This is a genomic window from Lacrimispora amygdalina (genome assembly GCF_003432035.1).
Lineage (GTDB): Bacteria > Bacillota > Clostridia > Lachnospirales > Lachnospiraceae > Lacrimispora > Lacrimispora amygdalina.
Map to the genome: position 1 here is coordinate 12933 of NZ_QOHO01000023.1, position 17697 is coordinate 30629.

Below are 17697 nucleotides of genomic sequence, written 5' to 3' on the forward strand. Positions count from 1 at the left end.
AGAAACTTCATTTGTACCAGTAAATTACTTCCACAAAATGTAAACGTACATGCATTTTGTGAATCTTCTAAATGCATGTACGTTTGCATCGGGTTTAGTTTTGCGTGGACATTAATAGCATAAAACTGTGTTTGTGCAGCTTCTTGTTATCCCACATTCACTTGTTTCACAGGTTGTTCCTGTTAAACAACCAGATGTGCAATAAACAATACTTGCAATTTTTGATTCTCCTACATCTACTGAACCCTTGTCCATTTTAAGATCTAAATCAAAATCTTTATTCATGTACTCGTCCCCCTTTCTATGTAGTTATATAATCTCAATCCGATCATATATAGTAAATGTGTAATGAATCACATTACTACCAAATTAATTCCCGTATTATATCAAGAAATATACTCTATTTTAACTGCATGTAATTTTTACGACTCTACATGTAATTTTCTATGATGTTGTTTATGATACGAGTCAAAATCTGCAAATATAGGCAAAAAATAGCTGTACACCAGCTCATTAAAATGCTGTGTGCAGCTATTTTTTGCATCAATTTTCAATTATATATTTTATTATCTCCGCTAAATTAATCGGGTTTTCTATCATTGGCATATGACAGGCATTCTTAACAAATCGAAAACTTAAGAAAAATTTTCTGCTCTTTCTGTTAAAGAATGTGGATACTCTACATATGTTATGTCATATTTTTCCATTTGGATCTGGAACTGTTTCCATATTTCAATTGTGCATTTAGCACCATATAAGGCTAAACCTTTCATTTGATGTTACCTCCGGATTTTTCAATGTTGTTTTTTATATAATTCAACCATTTTGTTTATTTGTCTATATATGTATAAACATAATATTGTTTTAGTCCACGAATTATTCCAATACATATCTCCGCCGTTATAACCTCGATTCCGCTTGCGCTCCATCTCGGTCACGGGCTTCGCCCTATAAAAATAAGCATCAGAAAGCCCGGTGGAGAGCAAGCTCTCCACCGGGCTTTCCGACACTTATTTTTGCACGGCTCATTGCCAACGCATTAATTATTCAACGCTGCCTGTGCTGCCGCAAGTCTTGCGATCGGCACACGGAACGGGGAACAGGATACATAGTCAAGACCAATCTTATGGCAGAATTCTACGGAAGACGGATCTCCGCCGTGCTCGCCGCAGATACCTACATGCATATCAGGACGGACGCTCTTGCCTAACTTGATTGCAGTCTCCATCAGCTTGCCTACGCCGGTCTGATCCAGTTTTGCAAATGGATCATTCTCAAAAATCTTGGTATCATAGTAAGCGTTTAAGAACTTACCTGCATCATCACGGGAGAAGCCATAGGTCATCTGAGTTAAGTCATTGGTACCGAAGCAGAAGAACTCCGCATCTTTTGCGATATCATCGGCTGTCAGTGCTGCTCTCGGAATCTCAATCATGGTTCCTACCTGATAGGTTAAGCTGCTGCCTGCTGCTGCAATCTCTGCATCTGCAGTCTCAACAACAATCTTTTTCACAAATCTTAATTCTTTCTCATCACAGATCAGAGGAATCATGATCTCAGGACATACATTCCAGTCCGGATGTGCTTTCTGAACGTTGATTGCAGCACGGATCACTGCCTTTGTCTGCATTCTTGCAATCTCCGGATAGGTAACAGCAAGACGGCATCCTCTGTGTCCCATCATCGGATTGAATTCATGAAGAGAATCAATGATTGTTTTGATCTGCTCCACAGTCTTGCCCTGTGTATCAGCCAGCTTCCTGATATCATCTTCCTCTGTAGGAACGAACTCATGAAGAGGCGGATCTAAGAAACGAATGGTAACAGGATTTCCTTCCAGAGCTTCATATAGAGCTTCAAAATCTCCCTGCTGTACCGGAAGTATCTTCTCCAGTGCTGCTTCTCTCTCTTCAACTGTATCGGAACAGATCATCTCACGGAATGCGTCAATTCTGTCGCCTTCAAAGAACATATGCTCTGTACGGCAAAGACCGATACCTTCTGCGCCAAGCTCTCTGGCTTTTCTTGCATCAGCAGGTGTATCTGCATTGGTTCTGACTTTCAGCTTTCTGTATTTATCAGCCCACGCCATAATTCTTCCAAACTCACCGGCAACGGTTGCATCGACTGTCGGGATAATTCCGTCGTAAATCTTACCAGTTGATCCGTCCAGGGAAATCCAGTCTCCTTCGTGGTATTCCTTGCCTGCAAGTACAAATTTTTTCGCTGCCTCATTCATGGCAATTTCAGAACAGCCGGATACGCAGCAGGTTCCCATTCCTCTTGCAACTACAGCTGCATGGGAGGTCATTCCTCCTCTTACAGTCAGAATACCCTGAGCTGCCTTCATACCCTCAATATCTTCAGGAGAGGTTTCCAGACGGACTAAAACCACCTTTTCTCCTCTTTCCTTCCATGTCTTAGCATCATCTGCTGTGAAAACGATCTTACCGCAGGCAGCTCCCGGAGAAGCAGCAAGTGCCTTTCCAACCGGCTCTGTCTTCTTTAATACTTCTGCATCAAACTGAGGATGAAGCAGAGTGTCTAAGTTTCTCGGATCAATCATCTTAACTGCTTTTTCTTCTGTGATCATAAACTCGTCTACTAAATCACAGGCAATCTTTAAAGCAGCCTTCGCTGTTCTCTTACCATTACGGGTCTGAAGCATATAAAGCTTCTTGTCTTCAATGGTAAATTCCATATCCTGCATGTCTTTATAGTGATCCTCCAGGATACTGCAGATTCCCACAAATTTATGATAAACTTCCGGCATAACTTCTTTTAACTGCTCGATCTTCTGAGGAGTCCGCACACCGGCAACCACATCTTCACCCTGTGCATTCATCAGGAATTCACCCATAAGATGTTTTTCACCAGTTGCCGGATCACGGGTAAATGCCACACCCGTACCGGAAGTCTCACCCATGTTTCCAAATGCCATCATCTGAACATTGACAGCCGTTCCCCAGGAATAAGGAATATCGTTGTCACGGCGGTAAACATTGGCTCTTGGGTTGTCCCAGGAACGGAATACGGCCTTGATAGCCTCCATTAACTGCTCCTTAGGATCAGTTGGGAAATCAGAACCGATTTTTTCCTTATATTCATCTTTAAACTGTCCTGCAAGCTCTTTTAAATCCTCTGCAGTCAGCTGCACATCCTCTGTAACACCCTTTTTTTCTTTCATTTCATCAATCAGCTCTTCGAAGTACTTTTTACCCACTTCCATAACTACATCGGAGAACATCTGGATAAATCTTCTGTAGCAGTCCCACGCCCATCTCGGATTGCCTGATTTTTCTGCAAGCACTTCCACTACTTTCTCATTCAGTCCAAGATTTAAAATCGTATCCATCATACCAGGCATTGATGCCCGGGCTCCGGAACGAACGGAAACAAGAAGAGGATTTTCGTTATCACCAAATTTTTTGCCGGTGATTTTTTCCATCTTTTCGATATGATCCATGATCTGCCCCATGATCTCGTCATTAATTGTTTCCCCATCTTCATAATACTGAGTACAAGCCTCAGTCGTAATTGTAAATCCCTGAGGAACCGGCAGACCTAAATTGGTCATCTCTGCCAGATTCGCTCCTTTGCCACCTAACAGGTTTTTCATGTCTGCACTTCCCTCGGTGAACAAATAAACCCATTTTCTTGCCATAAGTAAAATCCTCCTCAAAATGTGAAAATTATGCTGCTCCCCCGCAGCTTTCATTGCGGAAAAGCCCTGAAAGTATTATAGCACAATTAAAGGGGGAGTAAAGAGGTTTTCATTGATTATTTGAAGTAATTTTCTCTTTTTTAAATACAATTGCATTGAAAGCACTTACAAAGTCTGTCTTTTTCCGATATGCGATTTGTGTTCGTATATACGAAATTACCTTCGACAAATACTCTGTTTTTTTAACATAATTCGACATACAGCAAGAGTCAGCACTTCTGTCACCGGCATCACAGTCCAGATTCCCGTAACTCCCATAAACAATGGAAGAACAAAAACCAGAAGGCTGTTTAGAACGATCCCCCGAAGCAGGCAGATCCTCAAGGCATTTGCAGGTTCCATCACTGACTGGAACCAGGTGGTGTAAAGCACATTCAGCCCCATTGCTGCAAAGGACAGAAAGTAAATCCTTACTGCTGGAACCGCCATAGTCAGAATTTCCTTATCAGGTCTTACAAATGCTTCTGTTACAAGAGCCGGAAACAAAAGTCCCATCCCGGCAAACAGCACACCGGAAAGACAGGCTGTCCCCTCCGCCAGATGTCTTACCTCCTTTAACCTTTCCTTTTTTCCTGCACCGTAATTTGTTGCCAGAATCGGCTGTACTGCCTGGGATATTCCGTTATTGACTGACGATGCGATATATGCGCTGTTGGAAATAATACCATAAACCACCACTCCCAGTTCACCGGCGATGGAAAGAATCTGGCGGTTAAATAAGAAGGTGACGATTCCATTGCACATATCCAGTAAAAAGCTGGAGAATCCATTTTTCACCACATCTGCAGCCTGCTTCAAACGGATTCCTGTAACAAATCTTAATGTATTTTCTTTTGAAACCAGGTGGGTCAGCAATATAAAAAGAGTTACAAAACTGCCGATGACAGTGGCAGCAGCAGCCCCTTTCATACCCATCTGCATGGGAAACATCAGAATATAATCCAGGATAATGTTTAACACTCCTCCTGAAACCACTGCTGTCATGGCAAGCCTTGGCGCTTTATCATTGCGCACAAATACCTGATAAAAAGATGCAAATAAAAAAGCGGGGGCTCCTGATATCAGAATCCGTCCATACTCCTCCACATAAGGCGTCATATTTCCATTTCTCCCCAGAAATGCTGTAATGGGCAGAAAAAAAGCATGGCCGAAAACGGTATAGGTAACGCTCATTCCTGCAGCCATTATAAATGCAGCTGTATAATACTGATTGGCAGCCAGACCGTCTTTTTTCCCTTTGCACACAGATAAAAGGATTCCGCCTCCTGCCCCGAACAGCATGCCGGTTGCAAAGAACAGGCTGAACAGAGGCAGAAGTATATTCAGGGCAGCAATTCCGATCGCGCCCACTCCTCTTCCAATCATAAGAGTGTCTGCTAATATATAAATGGATGTAACCATTGTTGCACTAATTGACGGAAGAAGATATCCTGCGAATAATTTTTTAACAGGATCTTCCAGTAGATTTACTTTTTTCATAATTAAGTCTCCTTTTTTAAGTCTTAAAATAGTTTAACATAATTTAATTAAATAACAAGGAAAAGAAAGAAAGGGGGATTTAACATATAAAAGTCAGTGCATATGGTTTAAAAAGACAGATTTTTTTATCTTAGTTTTTATGCAAAATATCATCAATTAAGATTGTTTCCAGCGCTGAAATATGATACATTAGTGTTATCTCTGAAAATATATAAATAACAGGAGGAAAGATCGTATTATGAAAAAAAGAGCTCTCGCATTAGCTATGGCAGTCATGATGGCTGCAACACTCAGCGCATGTGGTTCTTCCAATTCCGGAACAGCAACTACTGCAGCTTCATCAGCAGAAACCACAACTGCAGCTGAAAAAACTGCTGAAACTACCGGTGCAACATCCGTCAAGTCTGATTCATCAAACGGATATGAACTGGCGCTGGTTACAGACCTTGGTACCATTGATGACAAATCATTTAACCAGGGTGCATGGGAAGGTATGAAGAAGTACGCAGAAGAGAACAAGATCTCCTACAAGTACTATCAGCCGCAGGAAGGTACCACAGATTCTTATCTGGAGACCATCGGACTTGCGATTGAAGGCGGCGCAAAATTAGTCGTATGTCCAGGTTTCTTATTTGAAGAACCGGTATTCCTTGCTCAGGAACAGTATAAGGATGTTCACTTCATTCTTCTTGACGGAGTTCCTCATAATGCAGATTACTCCGAATATAAGACAGAAGCCAACGTTATGCCAATCCTGTTCCAGGAAGACGAGCCTGGTTTCTTAGCCGGCTATGCAGCAGTAAAAGACGGTTATACAAAGCTTGGTTTCTTAGGCGGTATGGCAGTTCCTGCAGTTATCCGTTATGGTTACGGATTTGCTGAGGGCGCCGATTACGCTGCTAAGGAAATGGGCATTGACAACATTGAAATTATGTACAACTATACAGGTGCTTTCGCTGCAACTCCGGAAGCCCAGTCTATGGCAGCATCCTGGTATCAGAACGGAACCGAAGTAATCTTCGGCTGCGGCGGTGCTGTTGGCAACTCTGTTATGGCTGCAGCTCAGGAAAAGGGCAAAAAAGTAATCGGTGTTGACGTTGACCAGAGCTTTGAATCTGAAACAGTCATCACTTCTGCCATGAAGCAGCTTTCCGTATCTGTATACGATGGTGTAAAAGATTTCTATGACAACAAGTTCCCAGGCGGCGAGACAAGCATTTTCTCAGCTAAGAATGATGGTATCGGTCTTCCTATGGAAACTTCCAAGTTTACTAAATTCACAAAAGAAGATTATGAAAAAATCTTTACTGAATTAAAGGATGGCAAGGTAACTCTGGTACAGCCTTCTCAGGATAATAACGATCCGAACAAAGACTTAAAGCTTGAAAAAACAAAAATTAACTTTGTAGAATAATCCGAAGGGGTATTGCCCTTTCGGGCATACCACAATGTCAGTATTCTGACATAAAAAAGGAAAGGAGATGCCGTTTGATTCACCAGTCATAACAGATCTGGTCTCTTACGGCATCTTCTTTTTGGTTTAAAACTTTATTAACCTGGTACCGGGTCCCATAGATAGGTACCGAAGTAAGGGGGATTTTATGGACTACATTATTGAGATGCTTCATATCACAAAAGAATTTCCCGGTATCATCGCCAATGATGACATTACACTTCAGCTGAAAAAAGGCGAGATACACGCCCTCCTGGGAGAAAACGGAGCAGGCAAATCCACTCTCATGAGTGTTTTATTCGGATTATACCAGCCGGAGAAAGGCTCAATCCGGGTTCGTGGTAATGAAGAAAAAATTACAGGTCCGCTGGATGCCAATGCTCTTGGTATCGGTATGGTGCATCAGCATTTCAAGCTGGTGGAGAATTTCACGGTTTTACAAAATATTGTTCTGGGCATGGAAACCACCAGACATGGATTTTTAAAGATGGATGATGCCCGGAAAAAAGTAATGGAATTAAGTGAAAAATACAAACTGTTCGTAGACCCTGATGCACTGATATCAGATATTACCGTTGGAATGCAGCAAAGGGTTGAAATCTTAAAAATGCTTTATCGTGATAATGAAATCATGATATTTGATGAACCCACCGCAGTTTTGACCCCTCAGGAAATTGATGAACTGATGCAGATCATGCGGGATCTGGTAAAGGAAGGTAAATCCATCCTGTTCATCACACATAAGCTCAACGAAATCAAGGCGGTAGCAGACCGCTGTTCCGTTCTGCGCCGCGGTAAATATATTGGAACTGTAGATGTTGCTGATACCACACGGGAAGAGATGTCAGAGATGATGGTTGGCCGGAAGGTGAACTTAACCATTAATAAAAAGGCTGCAGCCCCCGGTGAAGTGGTTCTTGAAGTAAAGAACTTATCCGTAGAGGCCAAACATAAGGGACAGACCAAAAAGCTGGTTCATGATGTATCCTTCCAGGTAAGAAGAGGCGAAATTGTCTGTATCGCCGGTATTGACGGCAATGGGCAGACTGAGCTGATTCATGCAATTACCGGCATTTCAGACCCAAACTCCGGTACGGTCTCCATTAACGGTGAGGATATGACGAAAAAAAGTATCCGCTACAAAAATACCCACGGCCTCTCCCACATTCCGGAAGACCGGCATAAGCATGGTCTGGTGCTGGAATATAACCTGGCATACAATCTGGTTCTTCAGCAGTACTTTGACAAGGAATTCCAGAGCGGTACATTTTTAAAGAATGACCAGATCTATGATTATGCACAGAAGCTGATTGAAAATTATGATATCCGGAGCAGCGAAGGAGCATTTACCACTACCCGCAGCATGTCCGGCGGTAACCAGCAGAAGGCAATCGTAGCCAGAGAGATCTCAAAAGGGCCGGATATTTTACTTGCAGTACAGCCTACCAGAGGACTGGATGTGGGGGCCATCGAATACATTCACAACCAGCTGGTAAAGCAGCGTGATGCAGGCGCCGCAATTTTACTGGTATCACTGGAATTAGATGAAGTTATGAATTTAAGCGACCGGATTTTAGTCATGTTTGAAGGCGGAATCGTTGCCGACTTAGACCCTGAGAACATTAACGTTCAGGAATTAGGTCTTTATATGGCAGGCGCTAAGAAAGAAGGTGGCACACTATGAAACCGAAACAGATAAAAGATCATACAGGCATTCTCTCTTCCGTTTTCGCCATAATTCTGGGACTGATTGTGGGACTGATTATCTTGTTTCTGTGCAATCCGGTGCAGGCACTTCCCGGATTTGCTACCATTTTAACAGGAGCCTTTACCCACGGCGCCAAAGGCGTAGGCCAGGTATTTTATTATGCCACACCCATTATTCTCACCGGTCTTTCCGTAGGATTTGCATTTAAAACCGGACTCTTTAACATCGGTACTCCGGGTCAGTTTATCGTGGGCGGCTTTGGAGCCGTCTATGTGGGCATTCTCTGGACATCACTGGGACCGGCCCACTGGATTATAGCCCTGGCGGCAAGCGTAATCCTGGGCGCATTGTGGGGACTGGTGCCGGGTATATTAAAAGCCTACTACAACGTGAATGAAGTGATTGCTTCTATTATGATGAACTACATCGGCATGTACCTGGTAAACTGGATTACAAAAAGCTACAAGCCGCTGTTTAACAATCTGCGCAACGAATCCAAGAACGTGGCTGCTACCGCAAATATCCCGAAGATGGGTCTGGACAGGCTTTTCCCGGGATCCAGTGTCAACGGAGGAATTATTATCGCCATTCTGGTTGTAATCCTCATATGGGTTATTTTAAATAAGACCACATTCGGCTATGAGCTGAAGGCCGTTGGATTCAACCGGGATGCCAGCAAATATGCGGGTATCAATGAAAAGAAAAGCATTATTCTTTCCATGGTAATCGCAGGTGCCATTGCAGGTCTTGCAGGAGGTCTCTTATTCCTTGCAGGAACCGGTAAGCATATTGAGATTAAAGATGTGCTGCCTTCCGAAGGCTTTACCGGTATTTCCGTTGCACTCCTTGGCTTAAACAATCCCATCGGTGTACTGTTCTCCGGTATTTTCATCGCATACTTAACCGCAGGGGGCTTTTATTTACAGCTGTTTGAGTTTTCTACGGAAATTATTGATATTATCGTAGCAGTCATTATCTATTTCAGTGCATTTGCCCTTATGGTGAAGATTATTATATCAAAGATTATGGGACAGAAAAATGCAAAGTCAGGCGAAACTGAGAAAGGAGGAACGAAATCATGAGTGTTATTTATTTCATTTTTCAGCAGACCATGTATTTTATGATTCCTCTCATGATCGTTGCTCTTGGAGCCATGTTCTCGGAGCGAAGCGGCATTATTAACATCGCTCTGGAAGGTATTATGACCATGGGAGCATTTACCGGAATCCTGTTTCTTAATTTTACAGGCAGCAGTATGAGCGGACAGCTGCAGCTGATTATTGCCATATTAATATCCATGGGTACCGGAATGGTATTCTCACTGTTCCATGCTTATGCATCCATCAACATGAAATCAAACCAGGTAATCAGCGGTACTGCTTTAAACATGTTCGCACCTGCATTTGCCATTTTCGTTGCCCGTGTTATCCAGGGTGTGCAGCAGGTTCCGTTTAACAATACCTTCCGTATCATCTCGGTACCTGTTCTGGGAAGCATTCCGTTTATCGGACCCCTTTTATTCCAGAACGCCTATATTACCACATACGTGGGAATCTTAATCTTTATTTTATCAGCCGTTGTGCTTTACCGCACCCGATTCGGTTTAAGACTTCGTGCATGCGGAGAACACCCCCAGGCAGCAGATTCTGCAGGAATTAATGTTTACAAGATGCAGTATGCGGGAGTTTTAATTTCAGGAGCTTTAGGCGGTCTTGGAGGTCTGGTATTTGTAGTTCCCACCTCCACTAACTTTAATGCCGATGTGGCAGGATACGGATTCCTGGCTCTTGCGGTATTAATCTTCGGTCAGTGGAAACCGGTAAATATCATGCTCTGCTCTCTCTTCTTCGGACTGATGAAAGCGGTGGCTTCCTCATATTCCGGAATTCCGTTCTTAAGTGCCCTTGGAATTCCCAGCTATTTCTACAAAATGGTTCCTTATATCATCACTTTAATCGTACTTGTCTTTACTTCAAGAAATTCCCAGGCTCCAAAAGCGGAGGGAATTCCATACGACAAAGGACAGAGATAACGAAACTGCCGCAGGGCCGGATGATCCGACTGGATTTTCCTCCTGCGGCTTTTTTGTTTCTCTGATCCTGTTGTCACTTAACAATATCGTACCATATGATATATTACAGCATACTAGAAAAGAGTGATCCCATAATGTCTGACTGTAATTTCATATGCAATTTCACCTGTCATCACAGCTCCTACTATTCCTGGGATGCCAATGACTACGGACCTTCCCCTCTCATTCTTAATATCAATCATGATACTTTAAGAAATCCTTCCTTCCGGACAACAAGATGGACAGGAAAACATATGCAGCTTACTTTAATGAGTATTCCTGCAGGTTATGAAGTAGGTGTGGAAAATCACCCGAATGAAGATCAGTATATCTGTGTTACAGACGGAGATGGTATGATCTGTATGGGTAACAGTCCGTATGACCTTCTTTATACCAAATCCGTAGACAATGGCTGTGCCATTTTGATTCCTGCCAACACATGGCATAATCTGATCAATACCGGAGACCGCCCTCTGAAAATCTATTGTATCTATGCTCCGGTTGTCCACCAGCCGGATACAGTTCACTGGACGAAAAGAGATTCTGATAAGCAGAACTAGCGACAGCAATTCATATAAAAAATCCGGAAGAAAATCTCATCATAGATTCTCTCCCGGATTCTGTTTTTAGAAATGGAACTTATCTTCGAAGTAGCTCTTAAGTTCTGCAATCGGAACTCTGACCTGATCCATGGTATCACGGTCACGGACTGTTACTGCGTGATCTTCTTCTGAATCAAAATCATAGGTAATGCAGAACGGAGTACCAATCTCATCCTGTCTTCTGTAACGCTTTCCAATGTTTCCTCTGTCATCAAATTCACAGTTATAATATCTGCGCAGCTCGTCAAATACTTTCTCTGCGCCTTCATTTAATTTCTTGGATAATGGAAGAACACCAATCTTTACCGGAGCAATAGCCGGGTGGAAATGAAGAACTGTACGTACATCACCCTCTGCGATCTCTTCCTCATCGTATGCAGCACAAAGGAACGCAAGCGTCACACGGTCAGCTCCCAGAGAAGGCTCGATTACATATGGAATATAACGCTCCTTCTTATCGTCATCAAAATAGGTTAAGTCCTGACCGGAAGTATTCTGATGCTGGGTTAAGTCATAATCGGTTCTGTCTGCAATTCCCCATAATTCACCCCAGCCGAAGGGGAATAAAAATTCAATATCAGAGGTTGCCTTGCTGTAGAAGGAAAGTTCTTCCTTCTCATGGTCTCTGACGCGCATCTCATCATCTTTGATGCCTAAATTCTTCAACCAGCTGATGCAGAACTCTTTCCAGTAAGCAAACCACTCTAAATCTGTATCCGGTTCACAGAAGAATTCCAGCTCCATCTGCTCAAATTCTCTGGTACGGAAGGTAAAGTTTCCAGGAGTGATCTCATTACGGAAAGACTTACCAATCTGTCCGATGCCAAAAGGAATCTTCTTACGGGAGGTTCTTTGAACATTCTTAAAGTTTACGAAGATACCCTGAGCTGTCTCAGGTCTTAAATAAACAGTATTCTTTGCATCCTCAGTAACTCCCTGAAAGGTCTTGAACATTAAGTTAAACTGGCGGATATCGGTAAAGTCATGCTTTCCGCAGCTTGGGCAGCAGATATTTTTTTCATCGATGTACTTTTTCATCTCTTCCTGAGACCATGCGTCTACGGAGCCTTCGATGGTAATTCCATGTTCACCCATATAATCTTCAATCAGCTTATCTGCGCGGAAACGTTCCTTACATGCCTTACAGTCCATAAGAGGATCGGAAAATCCGCCTAAGTGGCCGGAAGCGATCCAGGTCTGGGAATTCATCAGGATTGCGCAGTCCACACCTACGTTATAGGGACTTTCCTGAATAAATTTCTGCCACCAGGCTTTCTTTACGTTATTCTTTAATTCCACTCCCAGATTGCCGTAATCCCAGGTATTTGCAAGACCTCCGTAAATTTCAGAGCCTGGATATACGAATCCCCTTGACTTTGCCAGTCCCACTATCTTTTCCATTGTCTTTTCCATGATCTTAACCTCTCTTATTTAAAAATAATGTAGCTTTTTCCCTTTGTTGTCTGTACAGTATGACTGTCCTTTATCACCACATTGTCTGAAACAAACAGAATCCTTCCCTGGGTCTGTATGGTTACGGGATTGGCTGATGTTACAACAACCGTCTGGCTCTCTCCTCTTTTGGATACTGCCTTTTGATCCGCTTTTTTACCATCTGCTTTTATAAAGGTCACTCCCTCTGATTCACTCTGGCCATAAACTTCAGACAGTTTATCGACTGCAATGGACTCTACCTGATTTTCTTTGTCTTCATACTGGGTTGTAAATCCAATCAGTGCATCCGGAGATGCATAATGGAACATCATTTTGGCTGTTCCGTTATCCAGTGTGCAGGAGTCTAAGGTTACCTGGTTCTGCCCGTTTGCCCCGTTATATTGAGAAACTGCTTCTTCCAGAAATGTTTTCAGTTCATCCCCATTGTAATAATCCTGCTGTACATAAGATTCCACCGTAGCAGTCTGAAATGTCCCTTCTTCTGTTACATAGATTCTGCTGCTCTCTGAATTCAAGGTGCTGCCGCCGCCATTCCCAAGACATCCTGTCAGCATGCCTGCTGCCAGCAGGGCAGTCAGAACCGCTTTCCATTTTTTCATCCAAATTCCTCCTGCATTGGCACATATGAGAGCATTATACCAAATGCTGCCTGTCATTTCAATACTTTACTCCCCATCATCGTCTTCAAAATCTCCAGAGAATGAAACTCACGGTCTACGTACCGCTTTTTATTGATTTCCACACAACGGGAGAATTCTATTAGCACCGGTTCCGTTAAGGTAAAGGTATATAAATGCTCTATGGGGGAACCGATCACATACTCCCAGGCATAATTAGCCGAGTCACTGACCTGCCGCGGCGGCCTCTCGGTATATTCCCCATTTAATACCATGGCTTTCAGTTCAAATATCCGTAAAACCATCTGGTTATTTAAAGCAGGCTTTAAAAGAGCCCTTACTGACTGGTATAAAAGCTTTAACAGTCCGGTCCCTTCCATGTTTTCCCTGGAATAGTAATCGGCAAATTCCAGAAAATAGGAGCCATAGCAGGTACATTCCATATCTGCCGCCAGTTCATCAAAGTAATTGGAAATCTCCGCAGACTGCAGTGTATAGGAATCCCTTCCGGCGTAAAGGGAAAACTGGCCGAAGGCAAAGGGCCTGCTCACCGCCATGAACGGATTGCCGGGCCTTCTTGCACCTCTGGCAAATGCGGTGATCTTCCCTCTTTCCCTGGTCAGTATCACAAGACGCTTATCCATCTCTCCTACCGGAGATACCTTAATTACCATCCCCGTCAGTTTCTCTGTTTCCCTCAATGTTAACCACCGCTTTTAAATATCCTTCTGGCTATACCCATAATTTTTCATATACAGTTCACTGTCACGCCACTCTTTGCGGACCTTGACCCAAAGCTGTAAATTCACCTTCATCTCCAGCTGATCTTCAATTTCCCTTCGTGCCGCGCTTCCGATCTTCTTTAGCATTGATCCGCCTTTTCCGATGATGATTCCCTTGTGGGATTCCCGCTCACAGATAATATTGGCTTCAATATCCATAATTTTGTTGTCCCGTTCCTTCATCTTTTCCACTGTGACGGCGATTCCGTGAGGGATCTCATCGTTTAAAAGCCGGAGCGCCTTTTCTCTGATCAGCTCTGCAGATATCTGGCGCATAGGCTGGTCTGTCACGGTATCTTCATCGTAATACTGGGGGCCTTCCGGAAGATATTTATAAATCAGCTCCAGCATTAAATCCGTATTTTTATCCTTTAAGGCGGATACCGGAACGATTTCCGCAAACTTGCAGATATCCTTATACGCGTTTATGAACGTGAGTATCTCTTCCTGGTTTTTTACCGTATCAATCTTATTGATGACCAGAATTACCGGTGTTTTTACCTGATTTAACTGCTCTGCTATATGCTGTTCTCCGGCACCGATAAAGGTGGTAGGTTCTACCAGCCACAGAACTACGTCCACTTCCTTTAACGTGTGCTCTGCCACATTTACCATATATTCTCCCAGCTTGTTTTTTGCCTTGTGGATGCCCGGAGTATCAAGGAATATAATCTGTCCCCTGTCATCCGTATAAACGGTCTGAATCTTGTTTCTTGTTGTCTGCGGCTTGTCAGAGGTAATGGCAATCTTCTGCCCGATTAAATGATTCATCAGGGTAGATTTTCCCACGTTTGGGCGCCCGATTAAAGAAACGAAGCCAGATTTATAATTATGATCCATATAGATTCTCCTTTGTGTTATGAGTGGAACAAGTTCTTTGTCTCTGCAAACATGGAACTTTCCGCTGTGATTTTTTCTTCATTGCCGATGACACAGAGACTGCCGGTACTTAATACCGCTTTTACAATAGGAGCCAGGTTTCTGATGTCTTCCTGTGTTGCGTTTAATACTTCTTCCCGCTCTTTTTCCATCATCTCTCTGCTCACATTTGATAAATAGGCGGACAGACCGCGGTTTCCTTTGGTAGACGGCGGATAAGGCACATCCATGTCACTGATGGTTCCGATTACGTATTTGGTCATATCCCGGTCTTCCACCTGGAAGTTTTCCAAATATTCCACAACGCCTTCATAGATCCGTTTTGTCTCTTTTAAATTAGGATCCCGGTAGGAAGCAAAATACCCTTCGCCAGAGCGTCCGAATCCGCTCATACAGCCATAAGCTCCTCCCTTGACACGCAGATTAATCCAAAGGTAATCATAGCTTAAAATGACTTTTAATATCTTTAATGCTCCTGTATATTCCAATCCTGTACCAGCAAAGGTTCCGCACCTTGCCACATAGTTAACCTGAGACGCGGTTGTAAAACCTTCGTTTCTGTTACCTGACGGATATATGAAAGAATACCGCTTATCGTCTCCTGCAGGCAGTCCATCCGTCAGCTTTTTCATCGCATCGGGAAGAAGGGAATAGCCTTCCTGATCTGCCGTATAGCTTACCAGCATATTGCCTGTAGTGAAGAGTTTTTTCACCACAGACTGAAATCTGGCAATAAACGTTTTCTTATCAGCCGCATACTCCTTCTCCAGTTTTTCTAAAAACTCATAATAACCGATTCCGCCTGTCATATCATTAAAATAAGCAGCAGGAGAAAAGTAGGATGTGGCTCTCGCCACTGCTGCCGAGTGGCAGGCACCCTCCAGTTTCATTCTTGCCCTGGATCTGGTTTCACTGATTACCTCTCCCACCCTCTTTTCGTCATCTAAGAGAGAACGGGTCAGGATTTCATTTAAAATAGAGAATCCAAAATCAATCTTATCATAGAGTACTCTGGCACTTGCCATAAAATAACCTTTAAACTGGCCTCTGTTCTTAAAATCAGGATAAGAGGTGACACTAAAGCTGACACCGCCGCTGTTTAAATGAATCTCACTGGCTAAATCTCCGTAAGTATAGTTTTCAGTGTTAACATATCCAAGCAGAGATTTTAAAAATCCCACATAAGGCAGGTCCTCCATGGGAAGAACCGACGTATCAAACAGCACTTTTAAGTAGCCGATTCCGGAACTGAACATCTCATGATGAATTACCTTAACTCCATGGACTTCCTTTTCTTCCCAGATAATCTCCTCCGGTTCTCTGCTGATATCCTCTCTGGAGAGCATGGGAATCTTTTCTAAATCTTCCTGTGGAGACGGGTTTTCCTGATATTCTCTTAATGCTTTTGTCTGGTCAATAAAACGGGTGATCTCCTCTTCTGAAAGAGAATCCTTATATGCTGCAAGCTTTCTGGCTGTCTTTGCATCTTCCTCTGCTGTCAAGTTCTTTTTCGGGCTGACAGTCAGTACTGCTTCAAACGGATTATCAAGCAAATACTCTCTGATCAGCTGTTCAAAATAGCCGTCATCCACAACCTTTTTTAGATAATCAAAGGTCGCCTGGTACTGTAAGTGCATCATGGGATCACCGTCGTAAAGCCAGCTGTCCATGCACTGAAGACCATACATCAGTCCCTTTGGTGCCGAACCGTAATCTGCTTCCCGATAACGGAATTCGTAATAATTCATACCAGCCTTTAAACTCTTTTTGTTAATGCCTTCATCGGCAAGTTTTCTCAAAGTTCCCTTCACAACTGCAAGGAACTCTCCCAGCTGCTCTCTGTTTGCATTTTTAGCAATTACCGTAAAATATGGCTGCAAAATGCCGCTGTCATAACCGCCAAGGATATCCTGACCGATTCCAGCATCAATAAGCGCCTGTTTTAATGGGGCTCCCGGCGCATCAAGAAGCGTGTACTCAAGAATCTGGAATGCTATATACAGTTTGGGATCCAGATCAGTTCCTACCACGGTATTAATGGAAAGATAAGTGGCGTTCTCTTCCGATTCTCCTTCTGTTATGGAATAGTAAGTCTCATCCTGCACCGGATGTTCAAACGGTTTCTGTCTCACAATCCTGGAATCAACCTCTGTCTGGTCATAATGGCTTAAATACGTTTCATCCAGCCATATAAGTTTTTCTTCCATATCCATATCACCGTATAGATAGATATAGCTGTTAGAAGGGTGGTAATACTTTCTGTGAAAATTCAAAAAATCCTCATAGGTTAAGTCAGGGATAAAAGCTGGATCTCCGCCAGATTCCTGGCCATAGCAGTTATCCGGGAAAAGCACCTTTCTGGTAAAACGGTCAAGAACCTCTTCCGGTGAGGAAAAAGCACCCTTCATTTCATTGTAAACCACTCCGTTATAGATTAAATCGGAGTCTTTATCTTCCAGCTCATAATGCCAGCCTTCCTGCATAAAGATTTTCTCTTCTTTATAAATATTTGGATGAAGTACCGCATCCATATAAACATTCATCAGGTTATGAAAATCCTTTTCATTGCAGCTGGCAACCGGGTATACGGTTTTATCCGGATAAGTCATGGCATTTAAGAATGTGTTAAGGGAGCCTTTTACCAACTCCACAAAGGGGTCCTTAACAGGAAACTTGTCGGAGCCGCATAAAACACTGTGTTCCAGAATGTGTGCCACTCCTGTGCTGTCCCTGGGTGGAGTCCTGAATCCAATGTTAAATACCTTGTTCTCGTCGTCACAAGGTATGATGAAAATTCTGGCTCCGCTTTTTTTATGATGAAGTACGCACCCGGTCGCGTTTAACTCCACAATTTCTTTTTCCTCCACAACCTCATAGGCTGCAAGTTTTTTTAATTGATTCATATATTGTTTCTTCCTCCTGCAAAT

At 43.1% G+C, this 17697-nt stretch carries 14 protein-coding genes; 5 read left to right on the top strand and 9 right to left on the bottom strand.

Annotated elements, in window-relative coordinates; all coding sequences use genetic code 11:
• Positions 1-111: 111 nt before the first annotated feature.
• The 4 genes from DS742_RS07775 to DS742_RS07785 all read right to left on the bottom strand — a co-directional run bounded on the left by DS742_RS07775 (position 112) and on the right by DS742_RS07785 (position 5203).
• On the bottom strand, positions 112-285 hold the full coding sequence (locus tag DS742_RS07775) for a gallidermin/nisin family lantibiotic (RefSeq protein ID WP_117416424.1): 174 nt from the start codon (positions 283-285) through the stop codon (positions 112-114).
• A 350-nt stretch (positions 286-635) separates the two neighbouring features.
• Positions 636-773 carry a hypothetical protein gene (locus tag DS742_RS28755; protein WP_170313391.1) on the bottom strand — a complete coding sequence of 46 codons (138 nt, stop codon included), beginning with the start codon at positions 771-773 and terminating at the stop codon, positions 636-638.
• Positions 774-1039: 266 nt separating this feature from the next.
• Positions 1040-3664: a pyruvate, phosphate dikinase gene (gene ppdK / locus DS742_RS07780; protein WP_117416425.1), complete on the bottom strand. Its 2625-nt coding sequence runs from the start codon at positions 3662-3664 to the stop codon at positions 1040-1042.
• Between the two features lie 216 nt (positions 3665-3880).
• A complete protein-coding gene (locus tag DS742_RS07785) occupies positions 3881-5203 on the bottom strand; it encodes an MATE family efflux transporter (RefSeq protein WP_117416426.1) in 1323 nt (440 codons plus the stop codon).
• Positions 5204-5441: 238 nt separating this feature from the next.
• Between DS742_RS07785 and DS742_RS07790 the strand changes: the two genes are divergently transcribed.
• The 5 genes from DS742_RS07790 to DS742_RS07810 all read left to right on the top strand — a co-directional run bounded on the left by DS742_RS07790 (position 5442) and on the right by DS742_RS07810 (position 10995).
• A complete protein-coding gene (locus tag DS742_RS07790; RefSeq protein ID WP_117416427.1) occupies positions 5442-6617 on the top strand; it encodes a BMP family lipoprotein in 1176 nt (391 codons plus the stop codon).
• Between the two features lie 187 nt (positions 6618-6804).
• Positions 6805-8340 (top strand): ABC transporter ATP-binding protein, encoded by a 1536-nt coding sequence (locus DS742_RS07795; protein WP_117416428.1) that lies wholly within the window; start codon positions 6805-6807, stop codon positions 8338-8340.
• A complete protein-coding gene (locus tag DS742_RS07800) occupies positions 8337-9446 on the top strand; it encodes an ABC transporter permease (protein ID WP_117416429.1) in 1110 nt (369 codons plus the stop codon). Before DS742_RS07795 ends, DS742_RS07800 begins: the two co-directional genes overlap by 4 nt.
• On the top strand, positions 9443-10396 hold the full coding sequence (locus tag DS742_RS07805; protein WP_117416430.1) for an ABC transporter permease: 954 nt from the start codon (positions 9443-9445) through the stop codon (positions 10394-10396). The genes DS742_RS07800 and DS742_RS07805 overlap by 4 nt, the downstream gene beginning before the upstream one ends.
• Positions 10397-10530: 134 nt before the next feature.
• Positions 10531-10995 carry a cupin domain-containing protein gene (locus DS742_RS07810; RefSeq protein ID WP_117416431.1) on the top strand — a complete coding sequence of 155 codons (465 nt, stop codon included), beginning with the start codon at positions 10531-10533 and terminating at the stop codon, positions 10993-10995.
• A gap of 66 nt (positions 10996-11061) precedes the next feature.
• Here DS742_RS07810 and DS742_RS07815 read toward each other — a convergent pair whose 3' ends face one another.
• Genes DS742_RS07815 through DS742_RS07835 form a run of 5 tightly spaced genes read right to left on the bottom strand, consistent with a single transcriptional unit; the run spans position 11062 to position 17673 of the window.
• Entirely contained in the window at positions 11062-12450 is a 1389-nt protein-coding gene (locus DS742_RS07815) for a glycine--tRNA ligase (protein ID WP_117416432.1), read from the bottom strand.
• A gap of 14 nt (positions 12451-12464) precedes the next feature.
• Complete coding sequence (locus DS742_RS07820) at positions 12465-13091, bottom strand: hypothetical protein (protein ID WP_117416433.1); 627 nt, start codon at positions 13089-13091, stop codon at positions 12465-12467.
• Positions 13092-13144: 53 nt separating this feature from the next.
• A complete protein-coding gene (recO, locus tag DS742_RS07825; protein WP_117416434.1) occupies positions 13145-13810 on the bottom strand; it encodes a DNA repair protein RecO in 666 nt (221 codons plus the stop codon).
• A 15-nt stretch (positions 13811-13825) separates the two neighbouring features.
• Positions 13826-14731: a GTPase Era gene (gene era, locus DS742_RS07830; RefSeq protein ID WP_117416435.1), complete on the bottom strand. Its 906-nt coding sequence runs from the start codon at positions 14729-14731 to the stop codon at positions 13826-13828.
• A gap of 17 nt (positions 14732-14748) precedes the next feature.
• Positions 14749-17673: an insulinase family protein gene (locus DS742_RS07835; RefSeq protein WP_117416436.1), complete on the bottom strand. Its 2925-nt coding sequence runs from the start codon at positions 17671-17673 to the stop codon at positions 14749-14751.
• Between the last annotated feature and the right edge of the window lie 24 nt (positions 17674-17697).